Source organism: Vibrio sp. 10N.286.48.C11 (assembly GCF_041469805.1).
Taxonomy (GTDB): domain Bacteria; phylum Pseudomonadota; class Gammaproteobacteria; order Enterobacterales; family Vibrionaceae; genus Vibrio; species Vibrio crassostreae_C.
The window spans coordinates 26604-53508 of the sequence record NZ_JBFRLK010000021.1 but is presented as its reverse complement, the minus strand read 5'-3'; the positions used below and the strand labels follow the sequence as shown (position 1 = coordinate 53508).

Annotated in this window: 22 protein-coding genes; 7 read left to right on the top strand and 15 right to left on the bottom strand. The window is 43.5% G+C overall.

The window, feature by feature from the left end:
* Positions 1–2 precede the first annotated feature (2 nt).
* Both ctaD and coxB read right to left on the bottom strand, forming a co-directional pair.
* On the bottom strand, positions 3–1664 hold the full coding sequence (gene ctaD / locus AB4209_RS07710; protein ID WP_248383985.1) for a cytochrome c oxidase subunit I: 1662 nt from the start codon (positions 1662–1664) through the stop codon (positions 3–5).
* Positions 1661–2878: a cytochrome c oxidase subunit II gene (gene coxB, locus AB4209_RS07705; protein ID WP_372055429.1), complete on the bottom strand. Its 1218-nt coding sequence runs from the start codon at positions 2876–2878 to the stop codon at positions 1661–1663. Before coxB ends, ctaD begins: the two co-directional genes overlap by 4 nt.
* 468 nt (positions 2879–3346) lie before the next feature.
* Between coxB and AB4209_RS07700 the strand changes: the two genes are divergently transcribed.
* Entirely contained in the window at positions 3347–5053 is a 1707-nt protein-coding gene (locus tag AB4209_RS07700; protein ID WP_372055427.1) for a phospho-sugar mutase, read from the top strand.
* A gap of 105 nt (positions 5054–5158) precedes the next feature.
* On the opposite strand, the gene AB4209_RS07695 is transcribed toward AB4209_RS07700, so the two are convergent.
* The 4 genes from AB4209_RS07695 to yegD all read right to left on the bottom strand — a co-directional run bounded on the left by AB4209_RS07695 (position 5159) and on the right by yegD (position 9829).
* Positions 5159–5791, bottom strand: coding sequence for a LysE family translocator (locus tag AB4209_RS07695; RefSeq protein ID WP_372055425.1), 633 nt, complete (start codon positions 5789–5791; stop codon positions 5159–5161).
* Between the two features lie 150 nt (positions 5792–5941).
* Positions 5942–6574 (bottom strand): fumarylacetoacetate hydrolase family protein, encoded by a 633-nt coding sequence (locus AB4209_RS07690; protein ID WP_372055423.1) that lies wholly within the window; start codon positions 6572–6574, stop codon positions 5942–5944.
* 345 nt (positions 6575–6919) lie between these two features.
* Complete coding sequence (locus tag AB4209_RS07685; protein WP_372055421.1) at positions 6920–7984, bottom strand: porin; 1065 nt, start codon at positions 7982–7984, stop codon at positions 6920–6922.
* 492 nt (positions 7985–8476) lie between these two features.
* On the bottom strand, positions 8477–9829 hold the full coding sequence (yegD, locus tag AB4209_RS07680) for a molecular chaperone (protein ID WP_372055419.1): 1353 nt from the start codon (positions 9827–9829) through the stop codon (positions 8477–8479).
* Positions 9830–9987: 158 nt separating this feature from the next.
* Here yegD and AB4209_RS07675 point away from each other — a divergent pair, with 158 nt between their 5' ends.
* Positions 9988–10296, top strand: a complete 309-nt coding sequence (locus AB4209_RS07675) for a DUF1289 domain-containing protein (RefSeq protein ID WP_372055417.1) — start codon at positions 9988–9990, stop codon at positions 10294–10296.
* Between the two features lie 117 nt (positions 10297–10413).
* Here AB4209_RS07675 and AB4209_RS07670 read toward each other — a convergent pair whose 3' ends face one another.
* The gene (locus AB4209_RS07670; RefSeq protein WP_372055415.1) at positions 10414–10764 is read right to left on the bottom strand and encodes a HopJ type III effector protein; all 351 of its coding nucleotides are present in this window, start codon (positions 10762–10764) and stop codon (positions 10414–10416) included.
* Positions 10765–10958: 194 nt separating this feature from the next.
* Between AB4209_RS07670 and AB4209_RS07665 the strand changes: the two genes are divergently transcribed.
* The gene (locus AB4209_RS07665) at positions 10959–11618 is read left to right on the top strand and encodes a PilZ domain-containing protein (protein ID WP_372055413.1); all 660 of its coding nucleotides are present in this window, start codon (positions 10959–10961) and stop codon (positions 11616–11618) included.
* A gap of 85 nt (positions 11619–11703) precedes the next feature.
* Here the strand turns inward: AB4209_RS07665 and luxQ are convergent, their stop codons facing one another.
* From luxQ to AB4209_RS07640, 5 genes are all read right to left on the bottom strand, one after another.
* Entirely contained in the window at positions 11704–14277 is a 2574-nt protein-coding gene (luxQ, locus tag AB4209_RS07660) for a quorum-sensing autoinducer 2 sensor kinase/phosphatase LuxQ (protein WP_372055411.1), read from the bottom strand.
* Positions 14277–15371: an autoinducer 2-binding periplasmic protein LuxP gene (locus AB4209_RS07655; protein ID WP_372055409.1), complete on the bottom strand. Its 1095-nt coding sequence runs from the start codon at positions 15369–15371 to the stop codon at positions 14277–14279. Before AB4209_RS07655 ends, luxQ begins: the two co-directional genes overlap by 1 nt.
* Before the next feature lie 308 nt (positions 15372–15679).
* Entirely contained in the window at positions 15680–15994 is a 315-nt protein-coding gene (locus AB4209_RS07650; protein ID WP_017061768.1) for a GIY-YIG nuclease family protein, read from the bottom strand.
* Entirely contained in the window at positions 15995–16651 is a 657-nt protein-coding gene (locus AB4209_RS07645; protein ID WP_372055408.1) for a YceH family protein, read from the bottom strand.
* Between the two features lie 56 nt (positions 16652–16707).
* The gene (locus AB4209_RS07640; protein WP_017068647.1) at positions 16708–16908 is read right to left on the bottom strand and encodes a hypothetical protein; all 201 of its coding nucleotides are present in this window, start codon (positions 16906–16908) and stop codon (positions 16708–16710) included.
* Positions 16909–17103: 195 nt separating this feature from the next.
* Between AB4209_RS07640 and AB4209_RS07635 the strand changes: the two genes are divergently transcribed.
* The 3 genes from AB4209_RS07635 to AB4209_RS07625 all read left to right on the top strand — a co-directional run bounded on the left by AB4209_RS07635 (position 17104) and on the right by AB4209_RS07625 (position 18646).
* On the top strand, positions 17104–17418 hold the full coding sequence (locus AB4209_RS07635; protein ID WP_004742367.1) for a DUF496 family protein: 315 nt from the start codon (positions 17104–17106) through the stop codon (positions 17416–17418).
* 198 nt (positions 17419–17616) lie between these two features.
* Positions 17617–18243, top strand: a complete 627-nt coding sequence (locus AB4209_RS07630) for a D-Ala-D-Ala carboxypeptidase family metallohydrolase (RefSeq protein ID WP_017064850.1) — start codon at positions 17617–17619, stop codon at positions 18241–18243.
* A gap of 166 nt (positions 18244–18409) precedes the next feature.
* Complete coding sequence (locus AB4209_RS07625) at positions 18410–18646, top strand: hypothetical protein (RefSeq protein ID WP_017061772.1); 237 nt, start codon at positions 18410–18412, stop codon at positions 18644–18646.
* Positions 18647–18677: 31 nt separating this feature from the next.
* On the opposite strand, the gene AB4209_RS07620 is transcribed toward AB4209_RS07625, so the two are convergent.
* A complete protein-coding gene (locus tag AB4209_RS07620) occupies positions 18678–21269 on the bottom strand; it encodes an ATP-binding protein (protein WP_372055447.1) in 2592 nt (863 codons plus the stop codon).
* 980 nt (positions 21270–22249) lie between these two features.
* On the opposite strand from AB4209_RS07620, the gene AB4209_RS07615 reads away from it, so the two are divergent.
* Positions 22250–23686: a glyceraldehyde-3-phosphate dehydrogenase gene (locus AB4209_RS07615; protein ID WP_004730041.1), complete on the top strand. Its 1437-nt coding sequence runs from the start codon at positions 22250–22252 to the stop codon at positions 23684–23686.
* A gap of 239 nt (positions 23687–23925) precedes the next feature.
* On the opposite strand, the gene AB4209_RS07610 is transcribed toward AB4209_RS07615, so the two are convergent.
* Positions 23926–24987: a hybrid-cluster NAD(P)-dependent oxidoreductase gene (locus AB4209_RS07610; protein WP_136982710.1), complete on the bottom strand. Its 1062-nt coding sequence runs from the start codon at positions 24985–24987 to the stop codon at positions 23926–23928.
* A 101-nt stretch (positions 24988–25088) separates the two neighbouring features.
* A complete protein-coding gene (gene hcp / locus AB4209_RS07605) occupies positions 25089–26750 on the bottom strand; it encodes a hydroxylamine reductase (RefSeq protein ID WP_017068651.1) in 1662 nt (553 codons plus the stop codon).
* Positions 26751–26905 lie beyond the last annotated feature (155 nt).

Below are 26905 nucleotides of genomic sequence, written 5' to 3'. Positions count from 1 at the left end.
CTCTAATCCACTTTAGGAGGATGAGTAAAGGTGTGGTGAGGCGCAGGGCTTGGTACTGTCCACTCAAGGCCTTCAGCTCTATCCCAAGGCTTGCTTGGAGCAGGCTCTCCGCCTCTTACGCACTTAATAGCTAGCCATAAGAAAATCAACTGAGACAACCCAAAGGCAAAGCCACCAATCGACACGACTTGGTTAACATCAGCAAACTGAATGGCGTAATCAGGAATACGACGCGGCATACCCGCTAGCCCTAAAAAGTGCATCGGGAAGAACAACACGTTGACTGAAATTACCGACGTCCAGAAGTGCCACAGGCTGAGCTTGTGGTCGTACATATGCCCAGTCCACTTTGGCAACCAATAGTAAGCGGCGGCCATAATCGAGAACACGGCCCCTGTTACCAGAACATAATGGAAGTGAGCCACAACAAAATAGGTATCGTGATATTGGAAATCAGCTGGCACGATAGCGAGCATCAATCCAGATAACCCACCAATCGTAAACAGAACAATAAAGGCAATCGCAAACAGCATTGGGGTTTCAAAGGTCAAAGCCCCCCGCCACATGGTCGCTACCCAATTGAAGACTTTCACACCTGTCGGAACCGCTATCAACATGGTGCAATACATGAAGAACAGCTCGGCAAAGACTGGCATACCCGTTGTGAACATGTGGTGCGCCCAAACCAAGAATGACAGCAGTGCAATACTACAGGTCGCATAAACCATCGAGTGATAACCAAACAGGCGCTTACCACTGAATGCAGGGATGATGGCTGAGACGATACCAAAAGACGGCAAGATCATGATGTACACTTCGGGGTGTCCAAAAAACCAGAATATATGCTGGAACATCACCGGGTCCCCACCACCAGCGGCATCAAAGAAGCTAGTCCCAAAGTATTTGTCAGTCAGTACCATAGTCACAGCCCCCGCGAGCACAGGCATCACGGCTATCAGCAAGAAAGCGGTAATTAACCATGTCCAAACGAACATCGGTAGCTTGAACCAAGTCATACCCGGTGCGCGCATGTTCACTATGGTTACGATCACGTTAATCGCCCCCATGATCGAACTGATCCCCATAATATGAACTGAGAATACGAATAGCGCGGTACTGTCTGGCCCATAAGTTGTCGAGAGTGGCGCATAAAAGGTCCAACCAAAGCTCGGGCCGCCCCCTTCTGTAAACAAAGATCCGATTAAGATTAGAAACGCAAAAGGCAAGATCCAGAAACTGAGGTTGTTCATTCTCGGCAGTGCCATATCTGGTGCACCGATCATCATCGGAATCATCCAGTTAGCCAAACCCGTAAATGCAGGCATCACGGCACCGAATACCATGATTAAACCATGGACTGTAGTCATCTGATTGAAGAAATCTGGCTCAACAAGTTGTAAACCCGGTTGGAACAGCTCCGCACGGATCACCATTGCCATCGCGCCGCCAGTTAAGAACATCGCAAAGCTGAACCACAGGTATAATGTGCCTATGTCTTTATGATTGGTTGAATACAGCCAACGTGCCCACCCTTTTGGAGCGGCGTGAGAATCGTGATCATCCAGAGACAAGTCATTGCTGTCCAATGTGCCTTCCACAGAATGGCTCAAGGCCTGATCTTCTGCAGGCGCCGATTTCACCGGCTTATTGATTGGTGAACTCATAGCTGCTCCTTAGCATCACTTTGTGCTTCATCCGTTGAGCCCTGTTCGTCAGGTGCTTGGGCTCCGCCTTCTTGTTTAACCTTGTAAGCGTTAATATCTGAAGCCTGAACAATATCGCCCGTGTCATTACCCCATGCATTTCTTTGATAAGTGACTACCGCTGCGATCTCTTTCTCAGTTAGCTGATTATCGAAGGCTTGCATTGCCGTGCCTCCACGACCATAAACAATGGTGTCGATATGCACATCGACATCTCCTAGAGCAACTGGGCTACCTTTAATAGCTGGGAATGCACCAGGAATACCCTCACCGTTCGCTTGGTGGCAGACCGCGCATCGAGTTTTGTAAACCTCTTCACCGATGGTATTCAACTCCGCCAAAGAAAGTGACGCATCTAATGCATCTTTCGCGGCTTGTTGTTCAGCTATCGCCAACTCTTTCTGTTCTGCTAGCCATGCGTCAAACTCGTCTTCTGCCATGGCATGTACCACGATCGGCATGAAACCATGAGCGCGGCCACACAACTCTGCACACTGCCCGCGGTAGACACCGGGCTCATCTATCTTTGTCCAAGCCTCGTTAATAAAACCCGGAATGGTATCTTTCTTAACGGCGAATGCTGGCACCCACCATGAGTGAATCACATCGTCGGAAGTCATCAAGAAACGGACTTTACGGTCAACAGGCAATACAAGCGGCTTGTCAACTTCTAGCAGGTAATGCGCGCCTTTCACTTCGAGACCTTCAATCTCTTTGTCACTGGTCGCTAGAAGGCTGAAAAATTCGACGTTTTCACCAAAATAGCTGTAATGCCATTTCCATTGTGAGCCAGTGATTTTAACGGTCAGATCTGATTGGGAGGTATCTTCCATCGCTATCAAGGTTTTGGTGGCGGGTATCGCCATAGCGATGAGGATAATAATAGGGATGATGGTCCAAAGAATTTCGACTTTCGTGCTTTCGTGAAAATGGGCAGCAACTGCGCCCTTCGATTTCCTGTGCCTCAAAATCGAATAAAACATCACACCAAAAACAACAAAGGCAATCGCACAACAGATGTAGAAGATCAGCATATGAAGTTCATACACCTTACCACTGATCTCAGTGACGCCTTGAGTCATGTTGTAATCACTGCTTGCGTGCACTAAAGGCGATACTAAAAGCACAACAAAACTCTTCAAAAGCCACGCTAGCCTAACCAGTAATCTTTTCAAAAGATCTCTCCTTATCCTTCCTAATTGGATACTTGCGACCTAAATGTCGTTGCGAGCTATGTTTCATTACGAGCCGGACAACATTCATTGTTATCCCGACTACACATGAAAAGGCTGAATCTCAATCTACAACTCACATGGAGACAGCTTTAAGGCACTATCAACCTCATATCTCCCCATGAGCCAATACGGCTCAGAAACGTTGGAGGTTTCCATGAAAGATTCAAAAACGGCGTATTTGTTAAATTTTGTTATATTTATGTAAAAGGCTAGTTAGTGATATCCAATAGTTCAAGGTAAGTTTACTTACTAAACAGTCAATTATTTGAAGTGACTAAGCTACATGCCCTCTTGACGTTGGAATTTATTTTATATCGAGTTTTACGATTGCTTTCATAGAAATGATAATCAATATCACTTAAGTTAAATCAACAGTAAGTCATACAGACATTAAAAGGTTTAGTGATTATGCAAGATGCAATGAATTGGTTAGCGAGAGACCCAGACCCAAGAACTCGTGAAGAGCTTCAACACCTCATCGATGAAGGAATGCATGACGAACTTGAAGACCGCTTTACTCAACGATTAGAGTTCGGAACAGCGGGACTTAGAGGAAAAGTGGGATGTGGTCCAAATCGAATGAACCGTTTAGTTATACAGGAAACGGCAACCGGACTCGGCCACTACTTAATCGAACATGTCGCCAATGCTACGATTCGAGGCGTTGTGGTTGGTTATGACGGCCGCTTAGATTCTAAGCAATTCGCTATTGATACCGCTTCCGTACTCACCGCTTTAGGCATTAAGGTCTACCTAACTGCGAATGTCGCCGCTACCCCTATCGTTGCTTTCGGTATTGAGCATTTCAATGCAGCCGCAGCCGTTGTTGTCACTGCCAGCCACAACCCACCAGAATACAATGGTTTCAAAGTATACTGGGAGAATGGTGCTCAAATCATTCCACCGCATGATGCTGGCATTGCATCTGAAATCGATATCGCATCAACCAAACCTATTCCTTTAATGAGCCTGAGCGATGCTGAAACACAAGGTAAGTTAGTTTGGTTAACTGAAGGCTATTATCAAACGTATCGCGCTGCTATCAATCAGAGCCCATACGTGAGTAAAGATATTGAATCGGCAAACACCACCATTACTTACACCGCGATGCATGGTGTGGGCGCTCAAATGGCAGAAGGTCTTCTTCATGATTCTGGCTTTCATAAGGTGTTCAGTGTTGCCGAACAGAGAGAACCCGATGGTCACTTCCCGACTGTAAACTTCCCGAATCCGGAAGAAAAAGGCGCGATGGATCTGGTGATAAACCTAGCGAAGAGTGTCGATGCCGACATTGCTTGTGCCAATGACCCAGATGCAGACCGTTTTGCGGTTGCGGTCAGAACTGAAGATGACTCTTACAAAATGCTGACGGGTGATCAAGTGGGTGTGTTGTTCGCGCATTATTTGCTTTCAAAACCTCACACCAAAAACCAGCTAGTTGGTAACAGTATCGTCTCATCAACGCTACTTGAAAAAGTGGCTAAATCCCACGGGGCGACTTATTTCCAAACGCTGACTGGCTTCAAATGGTTAGCAAATATTGGCATGCAGTTAGAAGATGATCAGAACGAGTTCTTGTTCGCCTATGAAGAAGCGCTAGGCTACACAATTGGTACTCAGGTTAGAGACAAAGATGGGCTATCAGCTATTGTCGTATTTGCTCAATTGGTTGAAGAGTTGAAATCTCAGGGCCGAACCGTTTGGGATCTCCTTGCTCAGATTTCATTTGAACATGGCGTTCACACCAACGCACAGAGAAGTATCGCACTAGACCCAGATTCACCATCGATTGGTTCGAAGCTAAGATCAGCACAGCCTAAAGCAATCAACGGTGTCGCTATCTCTGTAATTGAAGATCTTCAATCTTCTTTGCGCTTCGTCATTGGTGGCAACACTGAAGCCATTAACTTACCCGCGAGTGACGTGCTCATCTACCACCTCGAAGACGGTTCACGCATTATCGTGAGACCTTCAGGCACTGAACCAAAAGTGAAAGTCTATTATGAGACAGTGACAAAGTTCGAAGGGACAGAAACGTACGAAGACACTCGTCTGCGCGGTGAGCAATACATGGATAAACTGATTGAACAACACCAACAAGAATTGAACTCATAGCGATTTAGCGTGTTCAGATGCAACGGTTAAAACTAAAAATGGACGCTCGAAGCGTCCATTTTTTTCTCTACGGCTAACCGTAAGAAGATGTCTAATTTGATTCGCCTAAGCAGTAAAGAAAGAAGACAACATCCAGATAGCTAACACGATGAAAACTCCGCCCATTACTTTCTGTTGATAGGTACGAAACTTAGCATTTTCTACAAGAGACTTACCAATTGTCCCCACTAAAGCCACCAGCAAAAAGTTGAACGTTAAGCCGAGAACATTCAACAATAAACCCAGAACAAGCATCTGCTCACCAGAAGTCGCTTCAATGTTCGTCGATACAAACTGAGGCAAAAACATCACAAAGAAAACCAGCGCTTTGGGATTAAGCAGGTTGCTGATTAGTGCTCGTTGGTAGTAGGCTTTCGCTGCAAAGTTATCGCTTAACTCAGGCGCATCACCCTGTTCTGTTCGAAGGCAATCCCACCCCATTTTCAATAAGTAGGTACCGCCTAACAGGTGAAGAGCATTTAGAGCTATTGGGCTCATCGCAATCAATGCTGAAACACCCATTGCTGCTAATACTGTCAGGATAATTCCAGAAGTTGCGTTACCTAAACTTGCGAACACACCAACCTTGCGGCCGTAGCTCATACTTGAGCTCGCGATGAGTAACATATCAGGGCCAGGCAAAAGGAGAAGTGCGACAACGGCAGTCAGGTAAACAGGTAGAATGGCTAAGTCGATCATGGGTTTCAGTATTGATAAAAACGGAGGCAGATTTTATATCAATTACCAACACCCCTCCAGATGCAATTAGTTGTAAGATGGTAAATCGTACGAATTAAAAACCAATTTAAACCATTCAAACCAACTTATTAACTAAACATAGAGTATTAATTAACTCGCTACCCACTCGATCTCAATCAATGTCGTATCGCCACACTTTAGGCGACCAAGGAAGATATCGCCTTTGTGTACAGCACCAACACCTTTTGGAGTACCCGTCATCACAACATCACCGTCTAGCAAGGTGGTATAAGAAGACAGCTCTTCTAGGATAGTTTGTGGGGAGTAAAGCATCTGCTCAACATGTCCTTTCTGAACACGAACACAGTTAATAAACAGCTCTAGATTTAAGTCCGTGAGGTCTAAGTTATCAGTTGGAACAAAGCGACTTAATACGGCTGAACCATCAAATGCTTTGGCGCGCTCCCAAGGTAAGCCTTTCGCTTTTAAGCTACCTTGTAGCTCACGTTTGGTGAGATCTAGTCCTAAACCCACAGCGGAGTACTGGCTATTTTCAACAATAAAACAGATTTCTGCTTCGTAGTGCAGCGCTTCTTGATGAAAAGAAGACAGAGATGACGTAACACTGGTGCTCGGTTTATTGAAAACCACCATAGAGTCTGGAATTGCGTTATTGAGTTCTTCGATGTGATCGACATAGTTACGCCCAACACACAGCACCTTGGTTGGAGTTGCTGTTCGTTTCGAATTCATCAGCTGTTCCTGATCGACAACACTGCTCATAGTTTATCCCTGAACTATTTTTTGGAGTGCAGAGTTTAACGCATCATAAAATGAGAGTCTTCGACAAGATGGTTACCAATATCTAAATTCTGATCTTTAGCTCAATTAAATGATTTAAATACTTTTATCCGAAGATCGCGATATATAAGAACTGATGACAAGAGCCATAGCTTCGTAGACAAAATGAATAGTTGGGGAGCATGAAGGAAAAACTAAAACAGGTGTGTATAGAACGAAAGAAGCCCTCTCAAACCAAAAGGCTTGAGAGGGCTTAGCATGGTGTCTAGGACAGTATCCTAAAAGGTAAACTTAAGGAGTAAACACTATGCTAAATAAGTCTGCGACTTATAGGTAGTAACGAGCACCAAGTAGCCATTGGTCGTCAGATTTTGCTTTGTAAGTACCAGAGCCTTGTAGATCGAACTGGTAGCCAGCAAAACCTACGAACTGAGACGTAAAGTTGTACTCTGCTTGTAAAGCAGTTGTGCTGAATACAGTATCGTTTAGCTTCTCGTCTTCTACTGCTTCGTAGTTAACGCTTAGGTTAAGGCTATTTGAAAGTGCGTAAGCTGCAAGTAGTTCAACCGCCGTTGTCTCTTCTAGAGGACCAGCAGAAGTCTTGTTCATGTAGTTGTTCATAGCGTAAACACCAGCAAGGTATAAACCTGAACCGTATGAACCGTAAGTTGCACTTACAACGTTAGAATCCGCAGTTTTTGAACCAGAGATACCATCAAAGTTTACGTCACCAGTGTTGTATGCGTAGTTCACAGAGAAGTCTGCGATGTTGTAGTTCAGAGCAATCTGAGCACGGTTACCGTATTCGTTATCTAGAGATAGAGTCTCGCTGTATTTAACTTTATCAGCTTTGCGACCTTGCCATGCAACACCAAGACCTAGCGTACCGGCATTACCGAAATCTAGTGCGTTAGCGTAGCTCACCATCTCTTCACCACGACCAGTACCTAGGTTACCGTGATCATCGTAGATAAAGTCGTTTGCGAAAGCGATTGGCATATCAGCAACGCCAGCAACGCTGTAGTAAGGTGCCCATTGAGTACCAACAGCAGCACGACCGAAGTCGTCATGAGAAAGACCAACGTAACCAAGACGAGTTGTGAATGACTGATCACCACCGTCAAGCATGTTTAGCGCCCATTCACCTTTAGCGTCAGCAGTGAAGCCGTTACCAAGTTCATGAGTTGCACCGAAATTGATACGTGGAGATACAGTCTCTACACCGATATCATCTTCACTAAGACGGTCATCACTGTTTACGTCACCAACTGCAACTGAAACGTGGCCGCCAACAGAGAATGTTGTGCCGTCTTCGTTGTAAAGTTCTACTGCAACTGCCTGTGTACCAAATACTGCACCAGAAATTGCTAGCGCTAAAAGTTTCTTATTCATTGTCATATCCATTATGTAACTGGGTGAGTTATTCACTAACAACCTCGAGCTTACGGAGAAGTTGTTACCTGTATTTAACAAGTAACCAAACCGTAATATATGAATGACAAGAAAGTTGCATGAAAATATATAAAATAAAAAAAATCGCACTATAAAAAACAAAAATCCTTGTAAAAACAAATGAATAACACAGTAATCACTGAGATTTCCTTTTATTCTTTGAGATAAATACTTTGATTATTTTTGATTTTTATAATCACCAAAAAAGCATTAAAAATCGAACACATAGTTCACTCATCAGACCATGAGAGGCTCACCTTTACCTATGAAACATTTTGTAACATTCAGAACTCGACTGAAATATTTAGCTTTGTGAAACAAATCCCAATTTGAGCTAGGAAAAATCGCTCAATAGAAAGTTCATTAGAAAAAAAACAAAAAAAGGGCAACCAATCTGCGACTGGTTGCCCTTAATAACTCATCATTGGACTCTTATTTGAAACAAACCTCAGCCCAACGAGCTAAACCTGCAGTTACTGAACCGAAGTAATTGCCACTCACAATAGGTACGTTCGGCACAGCTTGTTGTACGGCTTCACGAAGTATCGGTGAACGAGCTGAACCTCCCGTCATGTAGATTACGTCTGGCTTTTTCTGGCCTTGTTGAATCGCTTCTTTAACCAACTCAATCATCTTAGACTTTGGTGTTTCAATCGCTTCAACCATCTGTTCGACTGAGATATCTACCTCGACCAGTTCAGAGGCTACATTAATCGCCGCGCGATAATGAGAGGATTCTGCTAGCGCAATCTTGGCTTCTTCCGCTCTGCGCACAATGCCGTAACCTAAGGTGTCGTGATAAACCTTCATCAAACGTTCTAGCTTTTGAGGCTCTGACGCTTCTTTGCGAAGTAATTTTAATGCTGCTAGGTTTTCTCTTGAATAGAAATTCTTTTGAGCTTCAACATTATTAATCGCAATTGGATTCCAAAATTGAGTCAGTGGCATATCGATACCCGAAATACCTTTACTGCCCATACCGAAAGGTGACATCAATTGTTTGAACGCTAGATAGATATCGAGGTCATTACCCCCTACCCTTTGCCCGCTATGTGCCAGTAAGCTCTGAGTGCGATCTGCTTGACCAGACCAACTAGGACCCATTTCTAACAATGAACAGTCGGTCGTACCACCACCAATATCGACCACCAATACCGTTTGGTTTTCAGTTAAGGTGCTTTCGTAATCAAGACCTGCAGCTACTGGCTCAAATTGAAAGGCGATATCAAGGAAGCCAGCACGCTTAGCAGCGCGAGTAAGGATGTCTTCTGCTTGTCTGTTTGCCTCTTCACCACCTCGACCGTGGAAGTTAATCGGTCGACCGATAACCGCTTGCTTAATCTGTTCTTGAGTCGTGAGTTCGGCTTGATGCTTGATATTTGCCATCATGGCGCACACTAAATCTTCGAAAAAACTCACCTGCACATCATGCAGCCCACTCGCGCCAAGGAAAGACTTAGGGGACTTAACATAATAAACATCGCGAGGGTCTTCTAAATATAAGTCCAACGCAGCCTGACCAAATGCCATGTCTTCTGGCACTAAGTCGATACTCTCTTCTCTGTTCAGCGCGATAGCACGTCGTAGTACTTGCTCACCGATCGCATCACTCGGCTTGATGTTTAAATGGCGAAATAGATGTTCAGAAACACTCTCACGAGTAGGCGCAAACACGGTTGAGGGAATATAGTGGTTGTTACCTTCTAGCGGTAACAGGCTTGGCTCTCCATTAACCATCGCCGCGACAGAACAGTTCGCTGTTCCATAATCAAATCCAATAAACATAATATCCCCCACTCAACAAAAGGGGCGAGATGCTACACGAATAGCCTTGAAATTGCGAGGTCATTTACTTCTTTCGCTTGGCCATTTTTATTTTTCTGACTCTTAATAGCGAAACAAATATGCTACATTTCAGCCCAAATGAATCACAGGTTAGATAAATGAAAACACCTTGCCGAGCGGCTTGTAAAAATAATGGCGGAATGTGTAGTGGCTGCTTTCGCACAATGGATGAGATCATAGGCTGGAAAGGCTTATCCGAAAACGAACGAACGTCAGTCATGGATAACCTTAGCGGCACGAGTTCAACTCACCAATGTCCACAATGTAATGAACCCGCTCAATGCGATATCAGCGCCGGTAAAGACACGTGTTGGTGTTTTGATCTAGAAAAACGAGACACAAACAATATTCCAAAGGCTGGCGTTTGTATGTGCCGTAAATGCTTATCTGCTTTGCCTATTCAGTAGTTTGAAACCTATCCAGCAAGTTACGAGCCGGTTCAACCTATACAAAAAAGCGAGAGGTTATACTCTCGCTTTAAAATACAGCGTTAAGTTTCGACTTAATCGCTACCCGGTTAGTGCCTACTTCGCTTTTGCAATCAGTGCAGGCTCAGAAAACTGGATACCGCTCCAGCCATGAACCATGAAGTTACGAATATTTTGATGGTCGGTGTTCTCAGGAAAACCTAGCACGTCATTGCGGTAAAATTGACCAAAACAAGCAAGTGTTTGCTCTGGTGATAGCCCTTGTTCTAAGCCAAAGGCAAAAATCTTACACGAACCATTATTCTGCCCTGCTGCATTCACGACCTCACCATTGCGAAATGCGCTCTCAGAAAAATCATAATGAGCTTCGATCACTTGCATTGTATCTTCAAATCGCACGGTTTCTGGGGTTTCAGCCAGAGTATTCAATAAGGTTTCCAGTTCCATTTACTACTTCTCCATTACGTATATATCTGTCAGCAGTGTATCTTGTTTTAAGGCAAGAGTAAGCCGTTGTTTACCTTGAACAACGATTCATTTTTTTGCTGTAGAATGCTAATTACTTCAATGAAACTAATGACATAGTTTTATCAGGACGTTATATTATTTTATCAAACGATTAACATTGTTCAGTAACGAATATGCATAAAGATAAAAACTTAGAACTGTTTAGATACCTTAAACCTGGTACAAAAACAGCAGGTGTATTGGAATTTGGCCCAGACGACTCAATCCAGATCAGTACACTTTATATCGGACACAAAGAAGAGCAGTATCTTATCCTTGAACTTTCACAGAAAGCGACAGAAGCACTGACGCTAAGAAAGCTCACAAACGTGGATATTATTGTTCGTGCGATTACCGACACCGAACTTGGGCACATTGTTGCGTTCAAAACCAATGTATTGGCTCATATCACTTCCCCAGCACATCTTATCTTCCTTCGTCCACCCTCAAATTTTGCGACCAAGCCTATTCGCGAACACGAAAGGTATAAGGTACGACTCAGCTGTGAAGTCACGTTTGATACTTTGTCACTGGATGCCACTCTGGTTGATTTTTCAGCATCAGGCTGTGGTATCTATCTTACGCAGCAGTCAGATATCGATGTGGGTTGGAAGATAAAAGTCAATTCCGACTTGAATGAGTACTTAGATGATGAACTGGTCTATAAAGTAGTGAGTAAGAAAAGGCAAAGACAAGGCTGGCTGTTAGGTATCCAATTCCCTGAACATCTAGATATGAGTGATGAATTAAAAACACTGCTGTTGGAACAAGCCTTTGTCGCTGGCTCGATATAAACACAGGTTCAACAGAGTTTGTTAAGTGATACCTAAGTATTCACGCTTCTTCAATTGAGTCGCTAAAAGAGCACTAAGCTTAAATCTAGTGCTCGATATCATTCCAGTGTGAGTTTTTGAAATGAACAAACGCTTGGTGCAGCGACTCTTCTTTTATCGGTTTTACGATGACGTAATTCGCCCCAGCGGCCATAAAACTGTCTCTTGTTGACTCTTGAGCATCTGCGGTACATGCATAAATTGGGGCTGACACACCCATCTCATCTCTTAGTTGCTGAGTGGTTTCAACACCACCGAGATTAGGAAGTTGGTTATCCATCAAGATCAGGTCATAACTTATCATCTTAGCCATCTCTATTGCTTCTAAGCCATCTTTTGCCCAAGTCACGACCATGCCATATTTTTTACAAAAAGTCTGCGCAATAAACGCGTTGGTGTGATTGTCTTCCACCAACAACACATCCAAAGGTCGACTAAACAATGCCTGCGGTTCAACTTCTGCTTGTTGCTTAGCCTCAGCCAATAGCGGTTTGGCGAGCACGATCACAGGGATTTCTATAATGAACTCCGAGCCTTGATCTATCTCACTGCGAACTTGAATGTCCCCATCCAACATATCGACCAAATTTTTTACAATCGTTAAGCCTAACCCTGTTCCACCATACTCACGTGTCGTAGTCTCTTCTGCTTGAACAAACGGTTCAAACACAGCATCAATCTTACTTTCATCAATACCAATACCGGTATCTTTCACTCGAACGATCAAACTGGCGTGCTCTGAGTTAAAGATACTTTCAAGTTCAAAGCTAACAGAAATACCGCCTTGATGAGTAAATTTAAGAGCGTTACTCACGAGGTTAAACATGATCTGATTAAGCCGCACTTGGTCGGTGTTGATTTCAATATCATCAGCCAAGTGGTTCACAATAGTGAACGCGACCGATTTATCCTCGCAAAGCGGGCGATAGATACTTTCTAAGGTATTAACTAACTCCCCTAAGCGGAAATTTTTCTTTTGAATATTGAACTGCCCTTGCTCAATCTTTGAAAAATCCAAGATATCGTTAAGTACCGCTAGTAAATGTTCCGCACTATTACACAGTACATCCACCTGATCGCGGTTGTCTTCACTGTGCATAGAGCGTTTCAACAACTGCGACACACCGAGAATACCATTAAGTGGCGTGCGAATTTCATGACTCATCTTAGCTAAAAAGTCTGCACGTACATTGGCAAGGTGCTCTGCTTCTTCTCTTGCTCGATCGGCTTGTCGTTCAGCCTCGATAAGCTTAGTAATATCTTGTCCTTGCACTACCACACCTGTGATGCCGTGTTCTACGCGAATAGCAGACATATTCCAGCGAAACACCTTTTCACCAATGGGGACATTAATACCCGTTAGCTTAGAACCTTGAACCACCATTTGAATGTTAGGCAACATACGATGCTCAAATTCTTGAGCGATTGGGCCATAGTTATCATCGGCGTCAAATAGCGCCATACGAGCCGCGGGGTTCATCTGAATCAAGTCACCTTTATCAGACCAAACCAAGATAGGAGAATGAGCAAAGTTAAAGAGGTCTTGAAACTTTTGATTCTGTTCTGATAAGCGCTCAAAGGTGTCTTCAAGGGTACAACCAATATGATGAAATTCGAAAATATTAGAACCATCGAACTTGTTGTACTCTTCACCATCACTTGCTGAACGAGTGAAATCCATCAGCTTATCTAACTCAGCGGCAACCCTTCTTTGAATCCAAGTTCGCGCAAAGAATGACATCAATATAATCACCACAATCACCACGATGATCGCACGCTGATAATTCTCTTCTAACGCAATGAAATTATTATTTTTTTGAACAGCTCGAATGATTAAAGGAGTTTCAACAGCATTAATCTTAATGGTTGCGATGGTAACGAAATGACGCGGCAACTGTTCGTACATTTGGTAATTGAGGATGTCAGTAATGGTGTAGCTTTCATCACCACTGAATGTCGATGTCACCGGTGTACCGTGCGCTTCAATCACGATATTTTCGCTATTACTGCCCTGTTGGATTGACTCAGCCAAAGAGAAGTTGTTGTCAAGCACAATGGCGATATAGAGTTGACCAAGGACTTCCCCAGTAGCGTTATCAACAATAGGGGTACGGCGAGCCAACAAGTGACGCTTACCTATATCTGTCCTCAGTTTAATAAAATGCCAATTACTGCTGAACGAAACCTCATCAGAAATATGCTTTAAGTTGGACTCATCCAAACCATAAAATTGACTGTTGCCGTCTTCCCAAGCCAAACCATCGTGGGTTGAGACAAAGCGTAAATCTGGTGCATGATCCGCTTCACGTTGGTCAACACCAAAGAAAAAGTAGCTCAGAGTCTCGTCATTACCCGTATCAAAGTACTCTCTGAGAGTTTCACTGTGTGAGCTACTGTCTTGATGGATTTGCAGCACCGACAAACGATAATCAAACATGTTTTGGATCAGGCTTGAGGTTTGCTGTACCGTTCGATTCGTCTCTTGCTGTACGATATTACTGCTGGTTTCATAATTATGAATAAGCACGCCAAGTGCCATCACGCCTATCACCAAAATAACGATACGCGTAATGAGTCTAGCTAAAGTGTTTCTAGGTGTACTGGCGTAACTTTTCTTCATTAGTGACCTGAGTACCTAAATGCTCGCTGTTTAAGTTCTGAAATACGTTCTGGGGAATCTTCCTTGGTGACAATTTCAAATTCACCAGAGTAAACGGTAGGCACTTCCAAACCGGCTAGATCCCACTTGATCGCCTCTGCCATTGCAATGCCTGTATCGTCGTTCATACGCATGACAGTAACATCTAGGTCGCCCCTTGCAATGGCTTCAAGTTCAGCAGAGCCGCCTCCCCAACCATTCACTAAGATGTCTTGGCCCGATTCACGAATCGCTTCCATTGCACCGAGAGCGACATCCGTTGAACATGCATAGATAAAGTCTAGATCCTTATCGTTCTCTATGCTGATTTTAGCCGCTTGGTAGCCACTGTCTTTGTTTGATTTTGTGTAAAACGAAGACTTAAGGGTAAAGTTGGTAACCGTATTCACTTCATGGATAAAAGTATCTCCACGCGCATCACTGATATAGCCTTGTGAGTAATACAAAACAGAATACTTACTGTCTGGCGGACTTACTTGTTTAAAATAGTCCGCCAGTTTTAAGCTGCCTGTCGCATGGTCAAAACCCACATACATAAATGGCTGTCTATCTGCCCAAGCTCGCACTGGCGTCGTGATATTTTGAAGAATCAGTTTGGTGTCTGTAGAGGTCAACACGTGCTCGATAAACTTGCGGTGGCGCGTGGTATCTAGCGTGAAAATCAAATAATCCGTCTTGTTTTCAATCGCTTCTTGCAACGAAATACTCTGCTGCGCGAGATCGGCATTAATACGGGTAAATACTTGATTTATTTGGTAGCGGATCTTCAGCCTATCGAGACGCTTCTCAAAAGCTTGAATATTACGAACCCAGTAATCCGAGATCTGTTGACCCGGATACACCACTGAGATCGTAATAGGCTCATTCTGAGCTCGTCTCAATGGCACAGGGTGATTTTGCACAGCTTCGACCATTTTATCGGTCAGTGCTTTTTGCTCTGGAAACTTGGAAAGATAACCTTGGTATTCCCAGTACCCATTGAGGACATGAGTACCATGGGAGAGAGCGGACGCAGAAAATACGGCAAGTCCAAACAACATCAGTAAACGTTTCATATTTTTCTCGTTTTATATGAGCTACTTTGGCTCATTTTTTAACCTAGCATGACACCATCTCTTTGTATGGCTAATGGATATTATGTAGGACAACGATGATAAATGATAGCGTCTAACACTAATTAGAACGACATTCTAAATGAGCAATATGTTAATTTGGAATGGAGATTAAGAACAACGAGTTAAATTATGATTTCAGCCCATTCACGGTAAGAGTAATTACCATTTAAATTCATAAGCTTAGCTAGAGCCGATATAGCTCCTTACACTATTAAGATTTAATCAATAACAAACATTTTAGCTATGAATTATGAGACTTCGATATATTGAATTTTGTCTTTTTGCCACTCAATAATCAGTTTGAGTGATACCAGTTTTTCTTTGCGGGATTTGGGCAACTGCTTGATCGCGTATTCGGTTTTCAACGCCTCACTTTTTGAGCCAACACCAAAGCTCCAAACCAGCTTAAGTGGGCCTTTACCTTTTAAAGCTTTGGCGCCTTTACCGGTTTGATGTTGTTCAAATCGACGTTCTAGATTGTTCGTCACGCCACAATAAAGGGCATTGTGACGATTGCGGATCAAGTACACGACCCAATCCGCATTTTTATCAGCATCTGACATTTAAAGCAGTGATTCAACCAGAGCCTTAAGCTCTGCCACTTCTGCTCGTAGGCTTGCAACTTCAGACTCAAGCTCTTCAAACTTTTCACTCGTTGCAGAGGGGGCAGCCGCGCTTACTGATGCCATCGCAAACGCTTCAACGTCCACTTCACCGTTCAACAAATGCTGGTAGCGTGATTCACGTTTACCCGCTTCGCGTGGCAGCTTCACAACCAAGGCACCTGCTTCTCTTGCAGCGAGTTTGTCTAATGTTGCTTCTACTTCTTTCACATCACTAAAGTTTGCAAGGCGACCCGTTCGAGTACGAAGTTCACCGGGTGTTTGCGCACCGCGCAGTAACATACAGCAGATGATTGCACGCTCTTGCTCTGTAAATTGCAGATCGCCGAACTCAGTGTTGCAGAAACGATGCTGATACTTATTAACACGGCTATTGAAGCTACTCTCATCACTCACCATGCGACGTCCGATTAAACCATCAACTGCATCTAAAACATCTGACTCAGAAAGAGAGAGAACAGGTTCACGGTTACTCTTTTGATTGCATGCCGTGGTTAAACTGTTCAGTGTCAGTGGGTAATGATCGGGAGTAGTGACTTCTTTCTCGATCAAACAACCGATAATTCTCGCTTCAATTGGGGAAAGTACTGTGTTCATCGTTTTTCCTTTTTATTATTTTGATAATTCCATCTCAACACCTAACAATGCAGTAACTAGTGTTCAGACAAAATTGGTACTCGTTTCTTTCTGCCCTGTTCATCAATCATTATGATCTTAGAACGGTTTAGCTCTATTTCCACGACTTCCAAATAAGTACGCTCTTGTACATACGCATCACGAAGCTTGTTTTGTTCTGCTGAAGATTCAGTGACATTGTCGTCCAATTCTTCGTTTTCCAATTGTTGTTGATTCATTTCACATTTCGTATCAATGCAGTATCTACATGGGATACTAACTTGAACGGTAAGATAAAAACAATCACACATCAGCGAGAGTGACGAATAATTAAACAACCTTACTTTTGCTTTGATCTAAAGACTGTTACATCATCAATTGATGTGCTTTAATCAGAAGCAGACAACGTATTTGACGAATAGGAAAAGGAATCTATGAGCAGCGTATTTGAAATTGTTAACCAAGCACGACGTAAGAACAAACTTAAGCGTGAACTTTTAGACAACGAAAAGAAAGTTCGTGACAACCGTAAGCGTGTCGACCTTCTTGATAACCTACTTGATTACATCAAGCCAGAGATGACCCACGACGAGATCCTAGGCATTATCAAAAATATGAAAGCTGACTACGAAGACCGTGTTGATGACCACATCATCAAGAGCGCTGAGATTTCTAAAGCTCGCCGTGACATCAGCCGTCGCATTCGTGAACTGACAGAAGAAGACAAGCAAATCCAAGGTAAGAAGTAATCTAACCTCGCTAATTTACTTGTAACAATGTTAGTAACCCACTCTTAGTAGTGGGTTTTTTTTTACCTAAACTCCAGCGTCTATACTTAAGCATCTAAACCTAACCGTCTAGGCTTAAGCGTACCTAAGCAAAATGAATGAAACTCAACAGCAGTATCAAACTAAATAACGAGTGTACACTAGCGATGGAGAGACTTTATGTACGGAAGTATTCTGATAACCTTGGCGTTATCAACGACACAACCTTACCCTGAAAAATTTGAGAAACTTTATACCGAAGAAACCGAAATCACTTATGACGATCTCGTGGTCGATGTTCATGGCTACAAGGTTCCGACCCGATCAGCATTTCGAGGTTGGATGCTCCTCAATCACGCTCAAGACCAAGTGAGAGCAATCGGACAACAACTCAAGGACAATGGCGTTACTCAGAGCATGCCTCTGCATCTCGTTCTATTGCAAGGGACGGATTGGGCAATGAGTAATACAACCTTGTTTACCCTCCCAAATAAGAAACATGTGCCAAACATGATCAATACCCTGAAGTACATACAACAATATATTGAGCCTGAAATCGGTGTTGTTATACCAGTATCTGGAGAGCGAACCGATATCTACAATCAACAAGCTGGTGGTGCACTGCGAAGTAAGCACTTAGAGTTTTGTGCCTTAGACCTAGTGCCTGCAAATGACATTACTCGCGAAGATCTACACGTGAAACTTAAAAATATTCATTCGGAATTCGGGCAAAAAAATAATGTTGGGCTTGGTTTATATTCAGGTGTTCGATTCCACATCGATACTTGTGGGTTTAGACAATGGTAAAGAAACACGATCAAGTCATAAAGACCTGCAATTCGCACGTGTCACTTAGACTCTAAAAACAAGCGAAATTACATAAGATTATGATTTTAAATGTAAATTAAAAATGGAACGCTAATTGATATTAATAACAAGTATCATAATTATTAATAGCAATTAGGAATTCAATATGAAGACGATGACTCAACGCTTTCAAACTCTGCTTTCTGTTTCAAACTTCAGTCTAGCTATCACAACCTTGCTTATGCTTCTCAGTATTATTGTCGCTTATCCAATGGCCGATCACTTCTCACTGCCAATTCAAATCGTCGCCCACATCAGCACCATCTTAGTCGCAGCCTTGCTGAACATCAGCTATGTCGGTCGTTGCCTTGCACAATACAACCTTGGATTGGAAGTTCGTTAAGTAGCGCCGCGCTAGCCTTGATACGGGAGCCCTAGACAATATCAAGGCTACTGAAAAGATCGTACAGCTGGTGAGATTTATAGGGTTTAGGTAAGTAGGCGTTCATACCGGCTTCAAAACAATCTTTGATGTCTTCTTCTAGAACACTGGCGGTTAAAGCTATGATGGGTAATGGTGTGACTTGTTGATCGGCTTCCCACTGACGTATCGCACGAGTCGCCGTTATGCCATCCATAACAGGCATCATGCAGTCCATTAAGACTGCATCAAACTGAGCACCCTGGGTGATGACATCCACCGCTTCTTGGCCATTACTGGCAATCAAATATTCATAACCCGCCTGCTCAAGGAAGAAGCTCGCTATTTTTTGATTCATCAGATTGTCTTCAACGATCAAAATGCGTCGATTCAGAGAGCGAACTTCTTCATCTTTTGCTTCCACTTGAGGCGTTTGCTCTTCGCCCACATCGAGAGATTGTAAGCTGGTTAAGAAACGTCGGCCCAAGAATGGCAAGGTATGAGTCGAGTGGACCGTTTCTCTGATTAGGTTGGTTTTAAATAGGTGATGCTGACAAACGATGACGCGAGCAAGAGGATATATCACCTTCAACGTCGCAAGATCTTTTTCCATAGAGTGGTGCAAGGTATGACAATAAAGTATGAAGTCACTTTCTTTTACACTTTCACTAAGGGCAGCAATGGATGACACCACATTGGCTCGAACATTCAAACGCTCACACTCTTTAACGAGCTGATCGAGGTAATTGAAAGAGTTCGAGATGATGGTCGCTCGGCTCAGGTTATCGAAAGTTTGAACAGGCGCTTCTACAACATCGACATACAAACAAAAAGTGAATGTAGAGCCCTCTCCTTTCACTGAACGCGCGGTAATGTAACCACCCATCAAATCAACAAGCTGTCGACAAATCGCAAGCCCTAACCCCGTACCGCCAAATTGACGGGTAATGCTGCTATCTTCTTGAGTGAAAGGTTCAAATATGGACTCTAACTTCTCGGGCTCAATCCCAATTCCAGTATCAGACACACTGCATTCAAGCTTGCCTCTACCCAAAGACATAGGTGTGTATGCAATGTCCGTCGTAATCGTGCCCTTTGACGTAAATTTGATGGCGTTAGACAGCAAATTGGTCAGCACCTGCCTTACACGGTACTCATCGAAAAACAGCTGCGGTGGGGTTTGGGAATCGATATTGATGTCGAGTTCGATATCTTTACTTATCGCTTTGGATAAAATCACACTTACTGAGTCGTAAACCGCCTCTCTCAGATCAGCATTGTGTGGCGATAGCATTAAGTTGCCCGACTCGATTTTGGAGAGGTCAAGAATGTCATTAAGCAGAACCAGTAATGAGTGAGAAGACGATTCGATGTCTCCTAACACTTCTTGTTGATTCGCGCTCAGTTGGCTTTGAGATAAGATCTCAGCCATGCCAATAATCCCATTGAGTGGTGTACGTATCTCATGGGACATATTGGCTAAAAATGCGCTCTTGGCCTTGTTAGCCGAAATTGCATCTTCTTTTGCTTCTACTAACTCTTTGTTATGTTGATAGTTGCGCTCCATCACTCGATTCAAAGTTTCAGTGAACTCGGCAAGTTCATCGTTGCCTTGAATATGAATGACCTTGGGCTTGCCGTAGCTATCCGCGCATTCAGACACCCCTTTCAAAATAATAGATAGGTTTCGATTTAAGCGAAGAGATGTCGCTACGCCTAGCCACAACAACACACCTGAAACGACAAGAATAAGCAATGTCATAACCAAGGTTTGCCTTTTTTGCAGCGCTATATTTTTGGTCAGATCAAACTGTAATTGCTTCGTGTAAGCACCCACTGCCTTTGAAATCGCTAGCTTCTTTCGTTCTAAACCTTCCACATGTTCATATATTTCAGGCGACGAGAAGTCACCTTTGAGGATTCGAGCTGTAAAACGGTTTTGAAATTCATCTTTAGAAAACGTACTTAATAGCTTTCTAATTTCAGGCGAACGGCTTCCAGAACGGAAAAACGTATCTAATAACTGCTGCTGCCTTTCTGAAGCACCAACATAACTCAATAAATATTGATCTATCAGCTCTGGAGAACGATACAAGCGGTAGCTCAACCACGCTTCTCGCTGAGTCCAGAACACGTAGTGAGTAAGATTGATAAACATCGCGTCAGCTTGACTGATCTTTTCGTCCACGATGTTAATGCGATATTCAGATAGCTCCATTAACACGCCTTTTAGCAAGTCGAAAGCATGCTCTGTCAGTTGCGTGTTGTTGTCCGTAATTTGTGATGCGTCATTGTTCATACTGGAGGTTACGCGAGCGAGTTTCGCTAACACACTCTTAAGCTCAACCAACTGTGGTTCAACAGTCCAATTGCTGTCGAACTGTCGAAGCTGTTTCTCGTACTGAGCGAGTCTAGCTACATCAGCTTGCAGCTTTAAAAGCAGCAGCTCTTTCTCTGGAGAGTCATTAGACAGAACCAACCATCGATAAGCATCGCTTGAAACGGTATTAAAAGATTGAAGCGCTTCAACCTTAATACGAGTTGTTTCAAGGTGATTCATCTTCTTATCGTTCTTGAGCACTTCATTGACTGTAAAACCAAACATGATGAATACAGAAACCGTGGAAAGAAATATAAGACGCCATCTAATTGACATGTTTATCATTTTTATAACGACTCCCTTCCCGAAAGTAATTTTACCTAGCCCAAGTTAAGAATAGGACATTAACAGGACTTATTGATCAAATTGGATATGAACAAACGATACTCTGAGCCCAGAACGGTAAATTATGATCAACTTACCTCCATGTTTAGGCTTTAAAGGGGGCTGTTACTTAAACAGATAGACTTAAAACAAATATGCTTTGAACAATTGTGCTTTAAACACGCGAGATCTAAACACAAGATGTTTAAACAGGAGGAGTATAGATGAGAGAGCTGTATACAAACGAGGTATGAACAAGTGAAATTTAACGAAGCAAGCTTTATCCAGTTATTATCACTCCCATAATAAGCAAACGGCCATGCTTCTCGGCTCCACAAGGTTGGGAGTAATGACTCTATAAACCAACAAACACCGAAGTTAAGTGAAATTTGTGAGATCCAATCGTTTGCGTCATGCACTTTTCGCACTCGAATTCGGCGTATTCAAAGGTTGAACAAGAAAGCGCATTAATCACCTTATTTGTCGTTTACTGTTTACGTGTAACTTGAGCTAACGATCGCACCTTTAATGATCACTATGACTGTTATTACATCTAATATTTTGATTTGAGTATTTTTTGGCGAAAAATAAGTGCTACAGATTGTTAAAGTCAATAGCCTTTATCGACACTGAAAACTTGATTTATGGCTAATATAAAGCCAACTTACAGATAATTTGTCTGCATTTATTTTTCCTAGCAGAATAACCCGTCGTACCTTACAATCCTGCCACATAAAAATTACAAGTTGCACACAAGGCATATCAAGCACATTTAAGTGGCAATAAAGACCACAGCCTGATGCCTCAAATCCCCTATGCTGATTGGCTTCCCTACAACCGCCATGAATGCAGAAACTTAACGTGAAAGGTCCCGAGTAAAGATGAGTCCCGAAAAGCACCTCCTAGACTGGCAAACTAGTCAAACTATTGCAGAATCCATCGCTCCAACTTTAGGTCAGTTATACCGTCAAAAAGGCGTAGAAGTTATCCTCTTCGGTAAGACCCTGGTTAACGCGACAACTATCGACATCATCAAAGCTCACCGTATCGCAAAACGTTACACTGGTTCTCCTCTTACAGCAGAACAGACTCAACCAATCATTCAACACCTTCTCTCTATGGACTTGTCTCCATGTCGTATTGATGTTGGTCGCCTTGCCCATGCATTCTGGCAAGATCGCGAAGACACTCACGGATTGGATGATTTTCTACAAACTGCACTTGTAGAATCGCTTCAAGGCGATGCAATGACAGAACCTCGTGACGTTGTATTGTACGGTTTTGGTCGTATTGGCCGACTGCTAACTCGTCTATTGATCGAGAAAAGTGGCCCAGGTTACCCACTTCGTTTACGTGCAATCGTTGTACGTGGTGGCAAAGACGGCGACCTAGAAAAGCGTGCTAGCCTACTTCGTCGTGACTCTGTTCACGGCCAGTTCAACGGCAGCATCGTAGTTGACCAAGAACGTAAAGCAATCATCGTAAACGGCAACTTCATTCAAGTTATCTACGCAAACAAGCCAGAAGAAGTGGATTACACGACTTACGGTATTGAAAATGCACTTGTGGTTGATAACACAGGCGTATGGCGTGACGCTGAAGGCCTAAGCCAACACGTTGCATGTAACGGTGCGAAGAAAGTACTACTGACTGCGCCAGGCAAAGGCGACATCAAGAACGTAGTATTTGGTGTGAACGAGAATGTCATTCAACCAGAAGACACTATCATCTCTGCTGCAAGCTGTACGACAAACGCAATCACGCCAGTATTGAAAGCGGTTCACGACAAATTCGGCGTACTGTCTGGTCACATTGAAACGGTTCACTCATTTACCAATGACCAAAACCTAATCGATAACTTCCACTCAGGCGATCGTCGTGGTCGTGCTGCATCATTGAACATGGTACTGACGTCGACTGGTGCTGCTAAAGCGGTATCAAAAGCGATGCCAGAAATGGAAGGTAAGCTAACAGGTAATGCGATTCGCGTACCTACGCCAAATGTTTCAATGGCAGTAGCAAACCTAAACCTTGAGAAAGGCACAAACAAAGAAGAATTGAACGAGTACCTGCGTGAAATGGCGCTGTCTTCTTCTCTGTCTGCACAAATTGATTACACAGACTCGACTGAGATTGTATCGACGGACTTGGTTGGCTCTCGCCACCCTGGTGTGGTTGACGGTGTTGCGACTATCGCACAAGACAACCGTGCTGTTCTTTACATTTGGTACGACAACGAGTTTGGCTACAGCTGTCAGGTTGTTCACTGTATGGAACAAATGATGGGTGTGCGCTACAAGACATACCCAGAAGTTTAATTAACTTCGCTCTTGTAGATACGTCCATCGCAACAAGCTCCACAACATAATAACTATATCTGCGAAGTCTGTATGGACTTCGCAACCCCTTTTGTTTTACTCCCCCGTATAAACAAGAGGGTTACCACTTAGATCTGCTCTCTCTAACTGATCTAGGTGGCCTTTTTACATCTAGCGCCCTAACTTTTATCGCTATAATAAGATCTTGTCTTCATCACTCTTGCACAGCTTTACGTCTGTTATAACTCAACCTCAACATCTGACTGAATCGAGCTTGAACATGCAAGCACGTAGCCCTGTTCAATCTGCTCTGGCGTCAATGTTTCTTGGCTGCTTGATTCCACAGATCCTTTGGTCACTTTGCATTTACACGAACCACAAATCCCACTACGACAAGCGATAATAATTGGAACGCCTGCTTTTTCTAATGAATCCGCCAATGGTGTGCCAGTTTCCGCTTCAACTTCAGCGCCGAACGCAGGCACAAATACCTTAACAGCACTATTCGTATCGTCAGCAATTTCGGCGTTTGACGCTTCTGATTGAGCATCCTGAGTAGCAGGAGTAAAGCTTTCTTGATAGAAGTTATCCATGTTGAACTCAAGCTCTTTCAGATAACTCTCAATATCTTGCATGAAGCCGACAGGCCCACACAGGTAAACCGTTCTATCTAAGATATCTGGGCTCAGTTTCACCAACCAGTTTTTATCTAAACGACCTTGAGGGGCGGTTGTTCCTTCGTTGTCTTTTAACAGCAGTTTTAAGTTGAAATTCGCATGTGATTCATCGAGCTGATGAAGTTCTTGAAAGTAGATAGTCTCAAGCTTGTTGCGTGCCATGTGGACGAAATCAATCTCAATGTCACTGTCACTGTCTTGAGACAGCCAATATTTTACCATCGCCATTACGGGTGTAATGCCACAGCCCGCACTCACTAGCGTTACTTTCTTTGTTGCCGTTGGCATGCAATCAATACAGTTAAACGAGCCTGCCGGCTTCAACACAGAAACCTCGTCACCTTCATCAAGCTCATCAACAATAAAGTTCGAAACCAAGCCACCTTCCACACGCTTGACCGTCAACTTCAGGCGGTTATCTTCGGGGCAAGAAGCCACGGAATAAGCACGGTAATCCGTTTTCGTCGGCATATCTAAACCCAAGGTGATGAACTGACCGGGCTTAAAATTGAAATGTAAATCTTGTGGAATACTGCCAAGCTCAAAGCTGACCGTATCTGGCGTCTCGTGCCATTTCTTTAAACACACTAAATTGATTGAATCGCTATCCGACCATGCATACATAGTTCACACACCTCACTGATACTAAAGAATTAAATCTAAAAAGCCCCGCCGCTGCACGTCCCTAGAGAACAGCAACAACGGGGCTTGGGAGTGGGCTTAGATTAAGCCGCTAAGATTGTTTTAAGATCTTGCTCTGGCGTTGAGATAGAACGCATATCGAACTCGTCTTGAATAATCTTTAGTAGGTTTTCAGTTAGGAATGCAGGCGCTGTTGGGCCTGTGTAGATACCTTTCACACCCAGTGCGAACAGAGTAAGCAGGATAACGATCGCTTTTTGCTCGAACCAAGAAAGAACAAGTGTTAGTGGTAGTTCGTTGATGCCACAATCAAACTCTTGAGACAGCGCAAGAGCAAGCTGAATCGCTGAGTATGCATCGTTACATTGGCCAACATCGAGCAGACGTGGAATACCGTTAATGTCGCCGAATTGGTTTTTGTTGAAACGGAATTTACCACATGCCAATGTCAGGATTACTGAATCTTCTGGCGCTTGAGCTGTGAAATCTGTGTAGTAGCTACGTTCAGATTTGTCGCCGTCACAACCACCCACTAGGAAGAAGTGTTTGATGTTGCCTTCTTTCACTTGTTCAACAACCGCAGGCGCTGCTTCCATCAAGGCGTTACGACCAAAACCGACAGTGATCATTTGCTCGATCTCGTCATGCTTAAAGCCTTCTTGCGCAAGAGCACAATCGATCACTGCACTGAAATCGTCACCTTCAAGGTGAGCAACACCCGGCCAGCCTACGATGCTACGCGTAAATAGGCGGTCAGCGTACGAGCCCACATCTGGGTTAAGCAGACAGTTAGATGTCATTACGATCGCACCTGGGAAGTTCGCAAATTCTTTTTGCTGGTTCTGCCAAGCGCTGCCGTAGTTACCCGCAAGGTGTGGGTACTTGTTTAGTTCAGGGTAGCCGTGTGCAGGTAGCATCTCACCGTTGGTGTAAACGTTAATGCCCTTGCCTTCCGTTTGTTGAAGGATCTTTTCTAGATCATGCAGGTCGTGACCAGAAACAAGGATACAGTGACCTCGCTTCGTCTTCACATTCACGGTTGTTGGTTGAGGGTGACCGAAGGTATCTGTCTCGCCTTTATCCAACATTTCCATGACCTTGTAGTTCATTAAGCCGATCTGCATAGACGTATCTAACAGTTGTTTTAGGTCTGATGGATCTGTACCTAGGAACGCCATGATTTCATGGTATTCAGCGAAAATAGCATTATCAGTTTGACCAAGAACACGTGCGTGCTCCATGTAAGCTGCTGCACCTTTTAGACCGTATAGGCAAAGAAGGCGAAGACCAATCACATCTTCGTGTTGAGAGTCGTGACCACGGTTTACCGCCGCTTGAGGGGCAAGCGCCAATAGCTCTGAAGAGTCCGTTGGAAGGTCGAATTGAGCAGCAGCAGAAAGCGCTGGGATCTCAAAACCAATCAATGTCGCTGCCGCGCGAACCTGTTGCTCTAAACGCTGCTTGAATTCATGGGACTGTTGTGCGAATTCGATGATACGAGCAGGGTCGAAGTTAACGTTGGTTAGTGTTGCGAAAAACGCTTTTGGCGCCCACTCGTCGATTTCAGTATCAATAACATCACACGCACGGCCCAAATTGGCCCAAAAAGAAACACCTTGAAGAGAATGCACCAACACGTCTTGAAGGTCGGATACTTCCGAAGTTTTACCACACATACCTTGTGCGAAAGAACAGCCTTTTACGGTTGGGGTTTGAATTGTTTGTTCACATTGAATACAGAACATATAAGGGCTCCAGTAATTTTTATTAACTGTAAGTACTTTGCTTACAGTGACTTATTCCAACCCCTATAGAGCATCAAGCGTGCCAACTTTTAACATATTGATTTTATTAAACTTAGTTTTATTCCATGTTTTTAGTGCGTGATTATGACTACATA

Excerpts from the sequence above, each read along its gene's own strand:
- AB4209_RS07690 (WP_372055423.1), bottom strand. The coding sequence starts at position 6,574 with ATGAGCAGTGTTGTCGATCAGGAACAGCTGATGAATTCGAAACGAACA.
- AB4209_RS07675 (WP_372055417.1), top strand. The coding sequence starts at position 9,988 with ATGAAAACACCTTGCCGAGCGGCTTGTAAAAATAATGGCGGAATGTGT.
- AB4209_RS07665 (WP_372055413.1), top strand. The coding sequence starts at position 10,959 with ATGCATAAAGATAAAAACTTAGAACTGTTTAGATACCTTAAACCTGGT.
- ctaD (WP_248383985.1), bottom strand. The coding sequence starts at position 1,664 with ATGAGTTCACCAATCAATAAGCCGGTGAAATCGGCGCCTGCAGAAGAT.
- hcp (WP_017068651.1), bottom strand. The coding sequence starts at position 26,750 with ATGTTCTGTATTCAATGTGAACAAACAATTCAAACCCCAACCGTAAAA.
- AB4209_RS07610 (WP_136982710.1), bottom strand. The coding sequence starts at position 24,987 with ATGTATGCATGGTCGGATAGCGATTCAATCAATTTAGTGTGTTTAAAG.
- AB4209_RS07640 (WP_017068647.1), bottom strand. The coding sequence starts at position 16,908 with ATGAATCAACAACAATTGGAAAACGAAGAATTGGACGACAATGTCACT.
- AB4209_RS07695 (WP_372055425.1), bottom strand. The coding sequence starts at position 5,791 with ATGATCGACTTAGCCATTCTACCTGTTTACCTGACTGCCGTTGTCGCA.
- AB4209_RS07630 (WP_017064850.1), top strand. The coding sequence starts at position 17,617 with ATGTACGGAAGTATTCTGATAACCTTGGCGTTATCAACGACACAACCT.
- AB4209_RS07655 (WP_372055409.1), bottom strand. The coding sequence starts at position 15,371 with ATGAAACGTTTACTGATGTTGTTTGGACTTGCCGTATTTTCTGCGTCC.
- yegD (WP_372055419.1), bottom strand. The coding sequence starts at position 9,829 with ATGTTTATTGGATTTGATTATGGAACAGCGAACTGTTCTGTCGCGGCG.
- AB4209_RS07620 (WP_372055447.1), bottom strand. The coding sequence starts at position 21,269 with ATGTTTGGTTTTACAGTCAATGAAGTGCTCAAGAACGATAAGAAGATG.
- luxQ (WP_372055411.1), bottom strand. The coding sequence starts at position 14,277 with ATGAAGAAAAGTTACGCCAGTACACCTAGAAACACTTTAGCTAGACTC.
- AB4209_RS07650 (WP_017061768.1), bottom strand. The coding sequence starts at position 15,994 with ATGTCAGATGCTGATAAAAATGCGGATTGGGTCGTGTACTTGATCCGC.
- AB4209_RS07670 (WP_372055415.1), bottom strand. The coding sequence starts at position 10,764 with ATGGAACTGGAAACCTTATTGAATACTCTGGCTGAAACCCCAGAAACC.
- AB4209_RS07635 (WP_004742367.1), top strand. The coding sequence starts at position 17,104 with ATGAGCAGCGTATTTGAAATTGTTAACCAAGCACGACGTAAGAACAAA.
- AB4209_RS07625 (WP_017061772.1), top strand. The coding sequence starts at position 18,410 with ATGAAGACGATGACTCAACGCTTTCAAACTCTGCTTTCTGTTTCAAAC.
- AB4209_RS07645 (WP_372055408.1), bottom strand. The coding sequence starts at position 16,651 with ATGAACACAGTACTTTCCCCAATTGAAGCGAGAATTATCGGTTGTTTG.
- AB4209_RS07615 (WP_004730041.1), top strand. The coding sequence starts at position 22,250 with ATGAGTCCCGAAAAGCACCTCCTAGACTGGCAAACTAGTCAAACTATT.
- AB4209_RS07700 (WP_372055427.1), top strand. The coding sequence starts at position 3,347 with ATGCAAGATGCAATGAATTGGTTAGCGAGAGACCCAGACCCAAGAACT.
- AB4209_RS07685 (WP_372055421.1), bottom strand. The coding sequence starts at position 7,984 with ATGAATAAGAAACTTTTAGCGCTAGCAATTTCTGGTGCAGTATTTGGT.